Below are 17,421 nucleotides of genomic sequence, written 5' to 3'. Positions count from 1 at the left end.
TGGCAGATTATATTCAATTAATCTTCTTCAAATTGTGGCCCTGCATAGTTATCAAATCGAGAGAAGTGCCCTTGGAAAGCTAACCTAACTCGACCAATTGGGCCATTACGTTGCTTACCAATAATAATTTCTGCCGTTCCCTTATCTTCTGTGTCGTCATGATATACCTCATCACGATAAATAAACATGATGAGGTCGGCATCTTGCTCAATAGAACCTGATTCACGAAGGTCAGAGTTAACCGGACGTTTATCCGCTCGTTGCTCCAAAGAACGGTTAAGCTGTGATAGCGCAATAACCGGAATTTCCAGTTCTTTTGCTAATGCTTTTAACGAGCGAGAAATTTCAGCAATCTCAAGGGTACGGTTATCTTTTAAAGCGGGAACCTGCATTAATTGAAGGTAATCGATCATAATCATCGACAAACCGCCATATTCACGAGCAATACGCCGTGCTCTACTGCGCACTTCGGTCGGGGTTAACCCAGAGCTATCATCAATGTACATTTTACCTTGCTCAAGCATAATGCCCATGGTCGATGAAACTCTGGCCCAATCTTCATCATCTAACTGACCCGTACGAATTTTGGTTTGATCCACTCGGCCCAAAGAAGCCAACATACGCATCATAATTTGTTCTGAAGGCATCTCTAAACTGAAAATAAGCACTGGCTTTTCTTCGTTCATTGCGGCCTGTTCACACAAGTTCATCGCAAAAGTGGTTTTACCCATAGAAGGACGCGCTGCAACAATGATTAAGTCACCCGATTGGAAACCAGCGGTCATTCGGTCTAAGTCAGCAAAGCCGCTAGACACGCCAGTTACACCATTTTGTGGGTTATTGTATAGTTGCTCAATTTTGTCGACGGTTTTTTCAAGAATAGATTTAATGCCCTCAGGGCCTTCATTTGAATTGGCCCGAGACTCGGCAATTTTAAAAACTTTCGTTTCCGCTAAATCAAGTAATTCACTTGAATCACGTCCTTCAGGGTTATAACCCGCATCAGCAATCTCATGGGCGACGCCAATCATGTCACGCACCACTGCCCGCTCACGAACAATTTCAGCATAAGATAAAATGTTGCCAGCACTTGGGGTGTTTTTAGCAATTTCACCTAAATAAGCAAAGCCACCGGCATCATCTAGTTGATCTTCAATTTCCAACTGTTCAGATACAGTAATTAAATCAATTGGCTGCCCACGCTCCATTAAGCGTTGCATGGCAATAAAAATCATTCTATGTGAACGAGAATAAAAGTCTTCTGCCACCACAGCTTCAGACACCCTATCCCATGCTTCTGCATCAAGCATTAGGCCACCTAGAACAGATTGTTCAGCTTCAATAGAGTGCGGGGGTAGTTTTAATGCATTGACTTCAGCGTCTTGCTGCCTACGTCTTGCTTTAAATCCGGCTGATTGCTGCGACATTGAGTCTCCAAAATTCCAACGACTAAAAAAAATGTGTTATAACACCGTGGTCGATTAAGCTGAGTATATTACCTCAGTGACGATTCCAAAAATACGGAAAACTAAAATACATAAGGAAAAAATATGCGTATAACACTGATAGCAGCATTAATGCTGTCATCGGGTTTCGCCCATGCCGATGAAGGCCAATGGCAACCCTATCAAATGCCTTCAATAGCCGATAAACTCACCGAACGTGGCATTGATATTCCGGCAACACAATTGGCTAACTTAGGCCAATACCCTATGAATGCGGTAGTTAGCCTAGGATATTGTACCGCCAGTTTTGTTTCTCCCCAAGGTTTGGTTGTTACAAATCATCACTGTGCTTACCGCGGTATTCAATATAATAGCAAAAAAGAACATAACTATTTAGCCGACGGTTTTTTAGCTAAGTCAATGAGCGAAGAGCCTTCGGCGGGCCCAAGTGAGCGATTATATATCACCGAAAGCGTGACTGATGTGACGGCTAAAATCACCGCTAACCTGCCCGATGAACCCTTACAGCGTTATGAACAAATTCAAGCAAATAGCAAAGCGTTAATCAAGCAATGTGAAACCGACGACTATTACCGTTGCTCAGTTACCAGTTACCATCATGGCTTAGAATACTTTTTAATTAAGCAATTAATTATTCGTGATGTTCGCCTAGTATACGCGCCACCAGAAAGTGTCGGTGGTTACGGTGGCGATATTGATAACTATGAGTACCCTCGTCATTCTGGCGACTTCACTTTTTTACGTGCATATGTGGGCAAAGACGGTAAGCCTGCGGTGTACTCGCCAGATAACGTGCCATTTGAACCTAAAAGCTATTTAAAAATTAACGCCAACGGTGTTAAAGCGGGCGACGGGGTATTTGTGGCCGGTTACCCTGGAGCAACAAGCCGTTATAACTTAACTAGCGAGTTAAAATTTGCCAGTGATTGGCTATACCCTACTTATGCAAAACGTTATCAATTGCAAATAGACACCATTAATAAAATGGGCGAGTTCAATCACGATATAGCCATAAAGTATGCAGGCACATTAGCCTCAATGGCTAACCGCATGAAAAAACTTAACGGCTTATTAGATGGCTTTAAAGCCACCGATATTGTGGGTATAAAACAAAGTCGCGAGCAAAACTTTTTAACATGGTTAACACAACAAGAGCCTGCAAAGGCTAAAATTATCACTGAGCTTGAACGCTTGCTTGCCGAGCAACAAAAACAAACTCAAACTAATTATTACTTTGAAAACGCCCAATCTAGCACTTTGCTAGCCACTGCTAAAAAGTTGTATCGCCTTGCGCAAGAAAAGCAAAAGCCCGATGCTGAAAGAGAGTCTGGCTACCAACAACGTGATATGAAAATGTTTCGTGCTGGGTTAAAACGAATCGATTCAAGCTTTGATGTTGAAGTAGACAAAACCCTTTGGCTACAAGACTTAAACGCCTATATTGGTCAACCTTTAAAGGTAGAAGTGTTTGATAATGCCTTAAATAATGCCACTGATCATCAAGACTTTGTTGCCAAGGTTGATGGCATTTATGCCTTAACTGAATTAACCAACCCAGAAGTACGTTTAGCATGGATGGATAAAAGCGTTGCCGAGTTTGAAAGCAGCAGCGATCCGTTTATTCGTTTGGCGGTTGATGTTCACGACACCAACATGGCTTTAGAAAAAGCGGACAAAGAACTAGCGGGTAAGCTATCGAAAGTAAAACCGTTGTACATGGAAGCCATTATCGACTATTACAAAGCCAATAACTGGCCAGTGTATGCCGATGCAAACCGTACATTGCGTATTACCTACGGTATGGTTGATGGTTATCAGTCTAAAGATGCCCTGTATAAACAACCGTTTACTCGGTTAGAAGGCATAACAGCTAAACATACAGGTGAAGAGCCATTTAACGCACCCGAAAAACTGCTTAAAGCCATTAAGGCCAAAGACTATGGTAAGCATGAGATTAGCTCTGTATACAACGATCCACGTTCATGGTTTTGTAAACTAACCTCTTGTGTTGAGCCTAAAAATGACTTCAACTCAGTGCCAGTGAACTTCTTATCCAGTGTCGATACTACAGGCGGTAACTCAGGTTCACCGGTGTTTAATGGGCAAGGTGAATTGGTTGGGCTGAATTTTGACTCAACCTACGAAGCCATTACCAAAGACTGGTTCTTTAACCCAACCATCACCCGTGCTGTGCATGTGGATATTCGATATATCTTGTGGATGATGGATAAAGTTGACCACGCAGACAATTTAATTAAAGAGCTAGACTTAGTGACTAACGAAAGCCGTTAATTCAATTAATAGTTACAACAAAAATGGCGCTCAATGAGCGCCATTTTTAATGTCATGTAAAAGGTTAATTGTTAATTTAACTTAAACTGCGATGTGGCAGTTTTAAGCTGCATGGCAAAGTCATCTAACCCTTGAGAAATATCATGGACTTCGGCCAAAATACTCAAGCTGTGTTCAAACGACTCATTCATTTCAATCACATTACCACCCACTTGTTCAGCCACAACAGATTGCTGGTCGGTAGCCAAAGCAATATGAGTATTCATGCTATTAATGCTGACAATTTTTGCTTGAATCGACTGCAATACATCGCCGGTATCTTTGGCATAACGCTCATTATCAGAAGACTTAGTAATGGCCGCGTCCATTGTAGTAACCGATGATTCCGCCGCACCTTTAAGTCGGTCTAGTACCTCACGAATTTCTTTGGTTGCATCTGCGGTTTTTGATGCCAATGCTCTTACTTCATCAGCCACCACCGCAAAGCCTCGGCCTTGTTCACCCGCTCTAGCCGCTTCAATGGCAGCGTTTAACGCCAGTAAGTTGGTTTGCTCTGCGATAGAAGTAATCACATTTAAAATTGAGCCGACGCTTTCAGTGTCTTTTGCCAACTCATTAATCGACTTCGACGCTAACTCAATACCTTTATTTAAATCTTGTGAGATATTAATAGTGCGTTCAACAACCGCTAAACCTGATGTAGCTTCTTGTTCAGCTTCTTGCGCTGCAGCAGCAGCTTGCTGAGCACTTTGGGAGATATCATTCACCGAGTGACGCATTTCTTCCATTGAGATTTGCACTGTTTTAGCATCTTGGCTTTGTTGCTGTGTTGCGTTGGTTGCCATAGACATTCTGTCTTTTAATGACTTAGCGCTATCAAGCAATGGATTAGTTACACTCACTACTCCTTGAATGGAGTCTGCTAATAATCGTAAAAAACGGTTGAAATTACTGGAAACCTGACCCAGTTCATCGGTACCATTTACCGTTAACTGGTGGCGTAAATTACCTTTACCATCGGCTAGTTCACCTAATGAATTCGCCACATCGCCAGCCGAACCACTAATAGATCGCGCAATAGAAATAGTCGCAACAGCCATCACAACTAATAAGGCGATACCAATCCCTAAAGTGAGGTATAAACTTTGTTCAGAACGATTACTTGCCTCAGCTAGAGTTAATGAAAACTCATCAACCTTGTCATGTTTGTATTGATTAATACCTTTGGTCAAAGTATCAAATACTTGTGATTTACGCTGACTAATTTGACCTACCTGACTCATGTCTATCGAGCCATCTAACATGCCTTGTGCCAGCTCAGAAGTCATGCCGTTATACTCAACTAAACTGCGTGACAAAGACGACAATTCAGCCGACTTTTTATTATCGCTTAAGCGCAGTTTATTAAGATTACTGTCTAAAGACTGAAACACTTTAGCGGCATTGGCGAGTAAGTCTTCATCTGCAAACGATACCGCCTGAGTGTAAAGCTCGTCTAAGCGTTGGATAAAAATCACGTTTTGGTTAGCTAACTCAACACGCTCACTCACTTTAGTTTGCATAAAATCCATAGTGGTACGGTTTTTATTAATCGCCACAATGCTGATGGCTAAATTTACCGTAAAAATGACCACAGATAGGACGAAAATTAATCCGACTTTCTTAAATATGGACATATTGTTAAACCAATTCATACTTCGCCCCCAAGCGATACTTAACAAACGGCGGCATTGCTATTACCCAACCTAGTAAATATGCAACGACCTCTTCATTAACGAAAATTTCTGCGAATATTGGATCAAGTAAGATAAAAAAATAACTCTTTAATCATAGTCAACAGTTAGCGCTAATGATGCAAAAAATAACAAAAACAGCTTTATCCACTCCCTTGGGTGCTATATTTGAACTTATCGGCAAAAAGCCCAAAAACTAAATGAAATAATTGAAATAATTCCTTATATGCTTGGCATTGTATATAGATAGGCGATACCAAGACCTGTTAGCTTTCGTTGAAGGCAAAATGGTTTCGCGTGCTTTGCTTCACTTTATATAAGTTTTCGTCGGCAACGTGGCACAGTTCATCTTCAGTCATTCCTGACTTAAACTGTGCGATTCCTTGAGACACGGTGACAAACTGGCTCACATTGGAATCTGGATGAGGAATCGCCAGTTCTGATAATCGTTTTTTAATTTTTTCGGCTACAATAATTGCACCTGCCAAATCGGTTTCAGGCAATAAAAGAATAAACTCTTCACCGCCATACCTCGCGCATAAATCTCGAGGCCTATTAGCCACTCCAGCTAACATTTTTGCAATTTCTATCAAGCACTTATCGCCTTTTTGATGCCCTAAACTATCATTTAACTTTTTGAAAAAATCCACATCTAATAAGATGATGCAGAGTGGCTTTTGTGTGCGCTGACTATTGGCTATCTCGGTGGTGAGTGTATTATCAAAACAGCCTCTATTGGCTAACTCAGTTAACGCGTCAGTTTGGGCTTGATGTGCTAATTTTTGCAAAAGTCTTTTATTTTCTGCATCTTTTTTTACCGCACGAATAAACCAGCCATTCGCCACTATTTGACCTGTAACAATGACAATAAAAAAGCAGATTAATTTGGTGGTAGAAATCAGTGCGAAATCAGCCGGAAGTAAATATATACGCCAAAAAGAAATAAACACCACAAAGCCCAATACAACAATTAAGCACCAGCTACGTAGTGGGAACAATGCAATAACAAAAGCTAAGCCTAAAATATTCACCAATGATTCATATGAACTCAATAACTCTGGTGAATTAACAATCCCCAAGCTGACCCATCCAGACCAACAAATGGCTAAACAAACCATATAAGTAACAGTATAAAATCGACGCTTAAACTGCGGATAATTTAACGCTAAATAAGTACTAATGCCCATTAAAGCTAGCAATGGCGTTACCACCATAGTCACTTGAAGCACCGATAACCCCTGTTGATTTAACACTCTAAAAGCTAAAAAAACCACAATCAATAAACACGACAACATCGTCAGCCATCTACAGCTTTGCACTAAGTAACTATCCACTTCTATTCTCATTTGTTGAGAAAACGAAGGTAACGAATGAGTTTTAATGGATTTCAACTGAGTAAAAGCAGGTTCAGAAGACTCTGGCATAAGTGAGCATACTCTTTTTATTAATACTTAAATTAATAATAGCTCAACATTCTGATATGACTTGCAGGCTTAATTGTTAACGGTGGCTAAACCAGCTAAAAAACAAAAAAATAGCCAGCAAAGTGCTGACTATTTTTTAGCAATATAAGCAAAATATTAACTTAAGCGGCTTGCTCTTCTGCGGGCTCAGAATGTCTGATTAAATAGTCAAACGCCCCTAGTGAAGCGGTTGCGCCACTGCCCATGGCTATAATTATTTGCTTATAAGGTGTATGAGTGACATCACCTGCGGCAAATACGCCGGGAATAGAAGTTTGCCCACGCTCATCAACAATAATTTCGCCTCTTGGGGTTAAATCTACCACTCCTTTTAGCCATTCAGTATTAGGCACTAAACCAATTTGAACAAAAATACCTGCTAAGGTGACATCATGGCTTTCACCGGTCGCTCGGTCGGTGTAGGTTAGCCCGGTCACTCGGCTGCCATCACCATTGACCTGAGTCGTTTGAGCCTGAGTAATAATATCAATATTACCCATAGACTTAGCTTTACGCTGTAAAACCTCATCTGCACGCAATTTGCTATCAAACTCAAGTACGGTTACATGTTCAACAATATTGGCTAAATCGATAGCGGCTTCAATACCTGAATTACCACCGCCAATAACGGCAACACGTTTACCTTTAAATAACGGCCCATCACAATGTGGACAGTAAGCCACGCCTTTACCACGATATTCTTGCTCACCAGGAACATTCATTTCACGCCATCTAGCACCTGTAGCAAGTAGCACGGTTTTGCTTTGCAAGGTTGCGCCATTTTCTAACTCAACATCAAATAAACCATTTTGAGCCAACTTAATTGCTTTTTGGTTTTCCATGATGTCCACGTCGTAATCTTTAACGTGGTTTTCTAGGTTAGCAACCAGCTTTGGTCCTTCAGTTTTTGACACCGAGATAAAGTTTTCAATACCAACAGTTTCAGATACTTGACCGCCAAACTTCTGCGCCACAATACCCGTGTTCAACCCTTTACGTGCTGAATAAATAGCTGCCGATGCGCCTGCGGGGCCACCACCAACCACTAACACATCAAATGCCGATTTTTCATTTAACTGCTCGGCTTGGCGACCAGCGGCGCTGTCGTCAACTTTATTCAAAATTTCAGCAACGGTAATTGCACCCACTGAAAATGGCTCGCCGTTAAGATATACAGAAGGCACAGACATAATATTTCTGTCTTCGACTTCTTGTTGAAATAACGCGCCATCAATCATGACATTAGTAATATTAGGGTTGATCGCCGCCATCATATTCAATGCCTGAACCACTTCAGGACATGTTTGGCAGCTTAAAGAAACATAAGTTTCAAAGTAGTACTCACCCGATAAGTTTTTAATTTGCTCAATCACGTCAGCATCAAGCTTAATGGGGTGACCACCACTGTGTAATAAGGCTAAAACCAGCGAAGTAAACTCATGCCCCATAGGTAAACCAGCAAAACTAATATTGGTTCCTAATTGTGGGTTCATGATAGTCATGCTAGGTGCACGAGCACCTTTAGCGTCGATACTGCTCACCAATGGTGAACACTCAACAATGTCTTTCGCTAGACTGGTTAATTCTGCAGACTTTTTTGAGTCATCTGCAGATACCACAAGTTCAACTGGGTGTTTTAGATTCTGCAGATATGATTTCAGTTGATTTTTTACGTTGGCATCTAACACAACAACTCCTATAAATAATCAAAAATTATTTAGTATGAATTAAAAAGCGGGGGGATAGCCAGCTAATGCAGGGGGGATTAGCTGGCTAGGGTTACCTAATTAACGTGATGATAATTAATTAGATTTTACCTACAAGGTCAATTGATGGAGCTAAAGTTTCTTCACCTGGCTGCCATTTAGCTGGACATACTTCACCGTCGTGAGTAGCAACATATTGTGCAGCTTGAATTTTGCGAACAAGCTCTGATGCACTACGGCCAATACCTAGGTCATGAATTTCAGCCACTTTGATTTCACCTTCTGGGTTCATTACAAACGTACCACGAAGTGCTAAACCATCTTCTTCAATCATTACACCGAAGTTACGAGTAATGGTACCAGTTGGGTCGCCAATCATTGGGTAGTTGATTTTACCAATGGTGTCTGAGCTAGCGTGCCATGCTTTGTGAGTGAAATGAGTGTCAGTTGATACTGAGTAAACTTCAACGCCCATAGCTTGTAATTGCTCGTAGTGGTCAGCCATGTCGCCTAACTCAGTTGGGCAAACAAAGGTGAAGTCAGCTGGGTAGAAAAAGACTACTGACCATTTGCCTAATAAGTCTTGCTCAGTGACGTCAACAAAAGCACCGTTGTGGAATGCAGTTGCTTTGAATGGCTTGATAGTGCTGTTGATAATTGACTGTGTCATGATTAACTCCAATGTAATTAACTAATGATTAACTAAGTTGATTTTTCATCTAACGCAGAGTTAAATTTATTTTTTAACACTGCGTCGCTATTCGATGGAGTTAGAATACGTGGACTGGCTAATTATGTATAACGGATAAAAACTATTATCTTAATCGATTTTTCAGTTGAACCATTTTGTTAATCGGTTTTCCCATAACAGATCAAATTAATTGCCAAGGCTCAAATCGCGTTAATACTCGGGCCACGTTAACCTCTATAGCCTGAGATAACGCTTGTTGGTTGGCTTTATTGCTCATACCACTTAACCCTTGAGGCTGATTAGTGGCAAACACCACCCAGTTGCCACCGCCCGTTAAACAGGCGTAGATATGGCTAAAGCACTGTTGTAAATGTGCCAATAACTCTGGGTTATTCTTATGCTCTTTCCAGCAATTAAGCACTAATACACCATCGGATTTTAATCCTTTGAAGCAATTTTCAGTAAATTCAAGTGACAATAACTTGGGGTCAACACCTTTAGCACTATAGATGTCGACAAACATCACATCAGCCTTTTTAAACTCACCAGCAGTTAAAAAATGGCTGGCATCTTGGTGTATCAACGTCAGCTTTTTTCCAATAGGTAATTGAAAAAAGCGTTTAGCAATATGAATCACTTGTTCACGCAACTCTACCGCAGTAATTTTAATGGCCGCATCATAATGTCTTAACGCATGCACTAAGGCACCGCCACCGAGTCCCATAATAATGACACTTTTAGGCTGTTTAACCATCAACACGGTTAGCATGGCTTGCACATAAATATGTTGTGGAACAAAAGGTTGAGACTTATCCATTTTACTTTGTTCATCATTGTCACCAAATGATAAAACCCGAAAGTGGCCATCATCTAATACAAAAATATCACCAAACGTATCTGCACCGGTAAACAACACTTTATAATCAGACATGAAACCCCAAATGATTACGGCCTGTTAGAATTTACAAGCCAAATATAAATAAAAGTCATATTATACTGATAATCAATTGCCCACCTATGCTTATTGATCTCAACTCAGAAAAACAGATCAATAAATGGCATTGATACCGGCTAGATTGATCGCTTATAAGTAAGTGGGCGCTTTCAGCTGTCCACTAGGCGAATAGAGATTTATTACAATTAGGACGTTTTATGTTGAATCAAATTTTAATGGTGATGCTGTATTTGGGCATTTTTGTGTTTGCTCAGCGACAAGTGAAAAAGTGGATTAAAATTCAAGCCATTAAAAAGCAGGTTAATGAAGTACGAAGCCGTCTGATCACTCGGCTTATATCTTATTTAATGTTTTTTATTACCCTATCTATAATCGCCATTCACCTAGGGCTGGGTTACCAAGACGTGTCGCTGTTTGTGTCATCAGCCTTTGCGGTTTTAGGTGTGGCTTTATTCGCCCAATGGTCAATATTAAGTAACATTACCGCAGGAGTGTTGATCTTTTTCGTCTTCCCTTACCGCATTGGCGATCGAATTAAAATTGTCGATAAAGATGAAGATATGTCCGGCGTGATTGTTGAAATATCTCTGTTCCATATTCTGATAAAGCGCGACTCGGGTGATGTTATGACTTACCCCAACAGTTTGCTACTACAAAAAGGGGTGATTAAATTACCCAATAATCAACCTACAGAGAAAAAAGCCATTACCAAACGCGTTATTCCTAAACGCGGTTAAGTGGGTGTCATTAGCATAAAAAAGCACTAGGCATACACTTCATTACCTAGTGCTTTTATCATTCACCTGAACCCTTAAAATAATTCAAGCTCAGCTTTGTTTAGTTTAGTTTAGTGTGCGGTGAAAAAATGCCACTGCACTCTGATACATTTGTAGTGCAAGTGCAGGGTCATAACGGTCGCCCTCGTCCCGCATAAATGCATGCTGCGCGTTCACTTCTAACCATGAAAAATTCACTTCTTTAGCGGCTAACTGCTGATATATAGCGCTGCGGCCTTCGGCGGGTACATGAGGGTCTTGCTTGCCAAATACCATCACTAATTCACCTTGGATGTCACCTGCGCGGGTGAATGAGTCGTTACCTTGTTTACAGGGTAACGTATTTGAATGAATGTCGGTGGCATACAAGCAAAACGCCCCTTTAACATCAGGATTTAATGCGGCTCTAAACGTAAGGTGACCACCAATGCACACTCCCATTGCGCCCACTTTATCGTTGCAATAAGTTTGCGCTCTGGCAAAAGCAACCAGTGCTTCTGTATCGCTATCATGGTGTTCCAATGGCTTGGTAAACTTATCTGCATTGCCTTTATCTTTGCCTATATCATCATAAGCTAGCACAGTACCTATAGGGTTAAGCTCATGAAAGACCTCTGGCACTAAGACTACAAAACCATGGCCAGCCATTATGGCTGCTGCGCGGGTAATTGGGGCGGTTAATTGAAAGATTTCAGAATAGAAAATAATACTGGCAAATTGGCCTGAAGTTGCGGGACGAAAAACTTGGGTGCGCATCGTGCCTGTTGCCGTATTGATATCATGTACTTCGGTAAGAATATTCATTTTGTCCCTTAAATAAAAATGGAGCCAGAAGGCTCCAATTTATCAATTATTAAGGCAAGTTAACACAATTCATTACCGCTCTTTTCACCACTTAATATCGCTTTGACATTGGTTAAGGTGGTTGAAGCAATGGCCTGTAACGCTTCTTCAGTTAAGAACGCTTGGTGACCAGTAAAAATCACGTTATGACAAGCAGATAAACGGCGGAATACATCATCTTGAATGATTTCGCTCGACTTATCTTCAAAGAACAAGCCTTTTTCATTCTCGTATACGTCTAACCCTAGTGAGCCTAATTGACCTTCTTTTAACGCTTCCATTGCATCAATGGCGTTTAATAAGCCACCGCGACTAGTGTTAATCACCATCACACCGGGTTTCATTTTGTTGAAACTTTCTGTATTCAATAAATGATGGTTTTCAGGGGTTAACGGGCAATGTAAGCTAATAATGTCACACACTGGATACATGTCTTCTAGGCTAACGTATTCAACCCCTAAGTCGGTAACCGCTGGGTTTGGGTAAGGGTCATAAGCCAACACTTTACAACCAAAACCTTGTAATATTTTAATGGTCGCTAAACCAATTTTACCCGTACCGATAATGCCTACCGTTTTACCTATCATGTTAAAGCCGACCAATCCTGCCAATGCAAAATTGGCATCACGAGTACGTTGATACGCTTTATGAATTTTACGGTTCAAGGTTAGCATTAATGCAACGGTGTGCTCGGCCACAGATTCTGGCGAGTAAGCCGGTACGTTAACCACTTCCATACCCAGCCTTTTGGCTGCCACAAGGTCCACATTATTAAAGCCAGCACAACGCATAGCTATAATTTTTGTACCGCCTTTGGCTAATTCAACTAATACTTCTTCACATAAAGAATCATTAACAAACGCACACACCACTTCATAGCCTTCGGCCAGTTTGACGTTTTGCATGCATAAACGGTAATCGAAAAATTCAATCTCAGCATTAAAGTCTTTATTAGTGCGATTAAAATAACGAATATCGTATGGTTTAGCGCTAAAAAATCCAATTCTCATAGCCAGTTCACCTACTTGGGCCCAACAACTTTCATCAAGATTTAGCTTGCTAATTGCGGGCAAAATTAATTCTATACTCAGTGTATTTGAAAGCTAAATTTTTGTCTCCTTGAGTCGCTTCCAAGGCAACAGAAGTGTGATCAAGCTAGCTTTATCAAGGGGTGCAGACTATAGAGCATAGTCTATTTTGTAAAATGTGTGTCACATCAAACCTAGGCTGGCTTGCTATTGCACTCAAAAAACATGGGGCAAATGCCCCATGTTTTAGTAGGTTTTAAAATAATGGTTAATTAATACTCATTTTATTAGTGCTCTTTGGCATACTTAGCCGCTTGCTCACCTGCTATTCGACCAAAGGTGACAATATCTGAAATAGCATTGCCTCCTAGACGATTCGCCCCATGTACCCCGCCAGTAATTTCACCCGCAGCAAACATACCAGGAATGTTTTTACCACTTTTACCTTTAACCTCTGTTTTGGTATCAATGGCGACCCCACCCATGGTGTGATGCACAGCTGGTGCAACCTCAATAGCATAATAAGGAGCACTCACTAATTCACGCGGTAAATCAGGACGTTCAAACTGGGTATCTTTACCTGTGCTTACCATGCCATTGTAATCAGCTAATGTTTTGGTTAAAGCCGCTGCTGGCATATTCAGTTTAGTGGCTAATTCATCAAGGGTTTTACCCTCATTAACGATATGTAAGTGAATATAGCCTTCAATTTTACTCAAGCTTTTACGCACTGAGTCATCAAACACTAGGTAAGCACTTTCGCCTTTTTGCGCCAAAATTGCAGCAGAGGCTTTATCGCGAGTGGTAATTTCATTGACAAATCTTTTACCGTCTCGGTTCACTAAAATAGCACCATTCCCCCGAACAGCCTCCGTCACCATTACACCCCCTACTGGCGAGTAAGTTGGATGAGCTTGAACATATTGCAAGTCTTTAGTTGCCGCGCCTGCAAGCTCAGCAACATCAAGTCCATCACCTGTTGCCCCTGCATGGTTAGTGGCTTTAAAGCCTTTTAATTTAGGGTCATACTGGGCAACACGTTCATTATTTTTAGCAAAGCCACCTGTTGCAATCACCACTGCATCAGTATTTATCAGGTAATAACCTGTATATGCGCCTTTGACCAATACCCCTGTAACTTTACCTGTAGCATCTTCGACAATTCTTACCACTCGGCTATTTAAGCGAATATCAGCACCTTTATTAACTGCGGCATCCCACAAAACTTGTGCCACATGAGCACCAACACCAGCACCACCTGTTGGTCTATGGCTGCGGTTAACACTTGCGCCCCCCATACGGCCCACGTCAGTTAAGTCGGCACCTAAAGCAGTTAACCAATCAATTGAGTCTGATGAGTTATTGGCTAACACTTTAACTAATTCAGGATCATTTAAATCGCGGCCACCTTTCATGGTGTCGTCTATCATGATTTGTTTTTTATCTTCAATATTTAGCTTAGCCTGAGCTTTAGTTTCAGCGGCATTCATTCCGCCTGCGGCCAGTTTAGTATTACCACCCGCTACCGGTTCTTTTTCTAACAAAATAACCTTGGCACCATTATTACGAGCTGACACTGCCGCCGCTAAGCCTGCGCCACCAGAACCAATAATCACCACATCTGTGGTTTCTTTTGCGCCTTTTGCAATGGCTTTATCTTGCGCCGCTTTATCAGCATTGACAGGAACAAACTCACGCTGCCACTTTCCGGCAAATGGCATTTGATACTCAAAGCTATGGCAAGAGTCACAGTAGGTGACTGATTTTTCATGGCCAGCATGGCAGCTAGTACAGCTGATATCGCCAATTAAATGTGATTGGTGTGGAGACACAATACCTTCCCGCTCACCTTCAGCGACTTCTTCTAACGAACCATGGCAGCTAGTACATTGAGCATTTTCATAGCTAAGATTGTCATCTGTCGGGCCTTTTTTAGTGGCATGGCAGGTGTCACAACTGCCCATTTCTCCATGAAAATCGGCTAAATTTTCGGGTGCTGCATATACTGATGTGCTTAATGCGCCGGTAATGAGTAACGCTAATATTGATTTACTTGAACGAGTTAACATGTTTATTTCTCCTCACGCAGAATGCTATTGCTCTATAAAACATAACACCCCCTAAAGAGGTAGATTGATACCATTATCACACTTCACCAACCATGCTTAAAATAAGCTTAAATTTGCGGGTTTAAACACATATTTATGATTTTGAATAAAGACAGACATCAAAAAGTGATAGTACAAGCTGTCTATTTTGATGAGTATTGCTAACATACATTCACTCTCATCATAAAACGACAAGATAGGTTGTATGGGTAAAGGTAAGCATCAACAAGAACCACTGTCAGATATCCGCTTCTGGTTTGAAAGACTCACAAAAACAGCATTAAGAGCCATTCATATTATTGGCGTGGTTGGCGCTGGCGGAGGCATTTTATTACATGTCGATAAAGCACTATGGTTACCTTATTGGATCATCACAATGAGCACGGGGTTATTGCTTATGGCATGGGAAATATTCCGAGATTGGCGTTGGATTATTCAATTAAAAGGCGTGCTTACCGTCGCTAAAGTCGGGCTATTGTTTTTACTTGTTCCATTTGCCCATTGGCAAGTTGAAATAATTACTGTGCTTGTGTTGCTCTCAGTTGTCGTGTCCCATGGCCCCGCAGGGTTAAGACACTATTCAATCGTGCATCGCAGGGTAATACATGGTAAAAAGGAGATTAAAGGTTAGCGTTAAAACTAAGGACACAGGATGTTCCCTTACCCTGAACAGTACAAAACTGCGACCCCACCCATCACTACCGCAGTGATGGTTTTTTGGGCGTTTTTAAGTCACGCTATTTTTGCAGCGCAAAGTCAATTTGCGTTATACCCCCTCATGCTATTATTCCCCATGGTAGTTGCTGTTCATGGTTATTTAATATGGACAGCCCAAGGTATGGGGCGATTAGACCAATGTTTTTATGCTTTAGTCCACGTGCCATTGGCGTTTGTGGTGTGGACGTTCACGATAATGTATGTCAACGGTAATGCTTTCGCTTAATCATGCTTGATTCTGTGCCATTGAATCAGTATCTTTGCCATCCGCTTTAAAAAGAGAGTAAACATGGCAGACTTCATCTACCAACCCGCTACAGAACCTTGGTTAGATATTATCCACCAAGATAAAGACATAATTGTCATCGATAAGCCATCGGGCTTATTGTCTGTTCCCGGTCGTGAAGTGCAGTACCATGACAGCGTATATAACCGTGTTTTACGAGATCACCCTAATGCCCAAATTGTGCATCGGCTTGATATGGCTACTTCGGGCATTATTGTTGTTGCATTAAGAAAAAATGCCGAAAGAGAATTAAAGCGCCAATTTCGCGATCGTGAGACCCATAAAGTCTATACTGCGCGAGTGGCAGGCCATGTTAATCCCACTACTGTTGAAGTTGATTTACCGCTTATTTGCGACTGGCCTAATCGCCCGAAACAGAAAGTGTGTCATCAACAAGGTAAAGCATCGCAAACCCAGATCAAAGTGTTGAGCTATGGAAAACGGTCTACTTTAGTTCAGCTAACCCCAATAACAGGTAGATCCCATCAACTTAGAGTCCATATGATGGCTTTAGGTCACCCAATATTAGGCGATGGGTTTTATGCAGATCCATTAGCAAAGCGCCTTGCGCCAAGGCTTTTACTACATGCAACCGAGTTATCCATTAAGCATCCTTATTCATTAAAGCCAATGAATTTTGTGTCTACGCCTTCATTTATTGACCCCACTACCGAACAATAATCACGTAACCCTATAAAAGATAACCAATACAAAGTGGCATTTTTTGTAGTAATTGTTCATTAAAAGCCGTAAATTAATATCTATTCAAATATTTTATAGGTAATTTACTGTGGATAATTCATTTCAACGTGATCAACTCGATAACCAAATTTTGTCTGCATTAATGGAAGATGCTCGGACCCCTTTTGCTGAACTCGCCAAACGATTTTCTGTCAGCGCCGGAACAATTCACGTTCGAGTAGAAAAAATGAAGCAGGCAGGCATTATTACCGGTGCACAAATTACCGTTAATCCTAAAGCATTAGGTTATGACGTTTGTTGCTTTATTGGCATTAACTTAAAAAGCGCCGGTGACTACCCATCTGCCATTGCCAAACTGAACGCACTAGATGAAGTAGTTGAAGCATATTACACCACCGGAAATTACTCTGTTTTTGTAAAGGTAATGTGCCAATCCATTGACGGATTACAACATGTGCTGATTAATCGAATACAATCCATTGATGAAATCCAATCAACAGAAACGTTAATTAGCTTACAAAACCCCATTGTTCGGGCGGTTAAACCTTAGATAAATAGGTTATAACATAGTCTAAACAGCATAATATCCTGTAAAAAGCCAACAAACAGTTTTTATGATTGGCTACTTACTTTGTTATAAAGTTGTGATAAAAGT

At 41.1% G+C, this 17,421-nt stretch carries 15 protein-coding genes; 6 read left to right on the top strand and 9 right to left on the bottom strand.

Annotated elements, in window-relative coordinates:
* Positions 1–17: 17 nt before the first annotated feature.
* The gene (gene dnaB, locus L2672_RS06360) at positions 18–1,427 is read right to left on the bottom strand and encodes a replicative DNA helicase (protein WP_248994992.1); all 1,410 of its coding nucleotides are present in this window, start codon (positions 1,425–1,427) and stop codon (positions 18–20) included.
* A gap of 123 nt (positions 1,428–1,550) precedes the next feature.
* On the opposite strand from dnaB, the gene L2672_RS06355 reads away from it, so the two are divergent.
* Complete coding sequence (locus tag L2672_RS06355; protein ID WP_248994991.1) at positions 1,551–3,758, top strand: S46 family peptidase; 2,208 nt, start codon at positions 1,551–1,553, stop codon at positions 3,756–3,758.
* Between the two features lie 71 nt (positions 3,759–3,829).
* Here L2672_RS06355 and L2672_RS06350 read toward each other — a convergent pair whose 3' ends face one another.
* From L2672_RS06350 to L2672_RS06330, 5 genes are all read right to left on the bottom strand, one after another.
* On the bottom strand, positions 3,830–5,452 hold the full coding sequence (locus tag L2672_RS06350; RefSeq protein WP_248994990.1) for a methyl-accepting chemotaxis protein: 1,623 nt from the start codon (positions 5,450–5,452) through the stop codon (positions 3,830–3,832).
* Between the two features lie 305 nt (positions 5,453–5,757).
* Entirely contained in the window at positions 5,758–6,915 is a 1,158-nt protein-coding gene (locus tag L2672_RS06345) for a GGDEF domain-containing protein (protein WP_248994989.1), read from the bottom strand.
* A gap of 161 nt (positions 6,916–7,076) precedes the next feature.
* A complete protein-coding gene (ahpF, locus tag L2672_RS06340; RefSeq protein WP_248994988.1) occupies positions 7,077–8,642 on the bottom strand; it encodes an alkyl hydroperoxide reductase subunit F in 1,566 nt (521 codons plus the stop codon).
* A 118-nt stretch (positions 8,643–8,760) separates the two neighbouring features.
* On the bottom strand, positions 8,761–9,330 hold the full coding sequence (gene ahpC / locus L2672_RS06335) for an alkyl hydroperoxide reductase subunit C (RefSeq protein WP_248994987.1): 570 nt from the start codon (positions 9,328–9,330) through the stop codon (positions 8,761–8,763).
* A gap of 202 nt (positions 9,331–9,532) precedes the next feature.
* Positions 9,533–10,282: a spermidine synthase gene (locus L2672_RS06330; RefSeq protein ID WP_248994986.1), complete on the bottom strand. Its 750-nt coding sequence runs from the start codon at positions 10,280–10,282 to the stop codon at positions 9,533–9,535.
* A 221-nt stretch (positions 10,283–10,503) separates the two neighbouring features.
* Between L2672_RS06330 and L2672_RS06325 the strand changes: the two genes are divergently transcribed.
* Positions 10,504–11,043, top strand: a complete 540-nt coding sequence (locus L2672_RS06325) for a mechanosensitive ion channel domain-containing protein (RefSeq protein ID WP_248994985.1) — start codon at positions 10,504–10,506, stop codon at positions 11,041–11,043.
* Positions 11,044–11,148: 105 nt separating this feature from the next.
* Here L2672_RS06325 and L2672_RS06320 read toward each other — a convergent pair whose 3' ends face one another.
* The 3 genes from L2672_RS06320 to L2672_RS06310 all read right to left on the bottom strand — a co-directional run bounded on the left by L2672_RS06320 (position 11,149) and on the right by L2672_RS06310 (position 15,022).
* Positions 11,149–11,886 (bottom strand): dienelactone hydrolase family protein, encoded by a 738-nt coding sequence (locus L2672_RS06320; protein WP_248994984.1) that lies wholly within the window; start codon positions 11,884–11,886, stop codon positions 11,149–11,151.
* Positions 11,887–11,945: 59 nt separating this feature from the next.
* On the bottom strand, positions 11,946–12,935 hold the full coding sequence (locus L2672_RS06315) for a 2-hydroxyacid dehydrogenase (RefSeq protein WP_248994983.1): 990 nt from the start codon (positions 12,933–12,935) through the stop codon (positions 11,946–11,948).
* A 305-nt stretch (positions 12,936–13,240) separates the two neighbouring features.
* A complete protein-coding gene (locus L2672_RS06310; protein WP_248994982.1) occupies positions 13,241–15,022 on the bottom strand; it encodes a flavocytochrome c in 1,782 nt (593 codons plus the stop codon).
* A 244-nt stretch (positions 15,023–15,266) separates the two neighbouring features.
* Here L2672_RS06310 and L2672_RS06305 point away from each other — a divergent pair, with 244 nt between their 5' ends.
* From L2672_RS06305 to asnC, 4 genes are all read left to right on the top strand, one after another.
* Positions 15,267–15,692, top strand: a complete 426-nt coding sequence (locus tag L2672_RS06305; protein WP_248994981.1) for a hypothetical protein — start codon at positions 15,267–15,269, stop codon at positions 15,690–15,692.
* Positions 15,693–15,713: 21 nt separating this feature from the next.
* Positions 15,714–16,004 carry a hypothetical protein gene (locus tag L2672_RS06300; protein ID WP_248994980.1) on the top strand — a complete coding sequence of 97 codons (291 nt, stop codon included), beginning with the start codon at positions 15,714–15,716 and terminating at the stop codon, positions 16,002–16,004.
* Positions 16,005–16,067: 63 nt separating this feature from the next.
* A complete protein-coding gene (rluA, locus tag L2672_RS06295; RefSeq protein WP_248994979.1) occupies positions 16,068–16,745 on the top strand; it encodes a bifunctional tRNA pseudouridine(32) synthase/23S rRNA pseudouridine(746) synthase RluA in 678 nt (225 codons plus the stop codon).
* Positions 16,746–16,854: 109 nt separating this feature from the next.
* Positions 16,855–17,316 (top strand): transcriptional regulator AsnC, encoded by a 462-nt coding sequence (gene asnC / locus L2672_RS06290; RefSeq protein WP_248994978.1) that lies wholly within the window; start codon positions 16,855–16,857, stop codon positions 17,314–17,316.
* Positions 17,317–17,421: the final 105 nt, after the last annotated feature.

Source organism: Shewanella gaetbuli, from assembly GCF_023284065.1.
Taxonomy (GTDB): domain Bacteria; phylum Pseudomonadota; class Gammaproteobacteria; order Enterobacterales; family Shewanellaceae; genus Shewanella; species Shewanella gaetbuli.
Note: the sequence above shows the minus strand (reverse complement) of the source record. Positions and strands in the feature narration are given on the sequence as shown.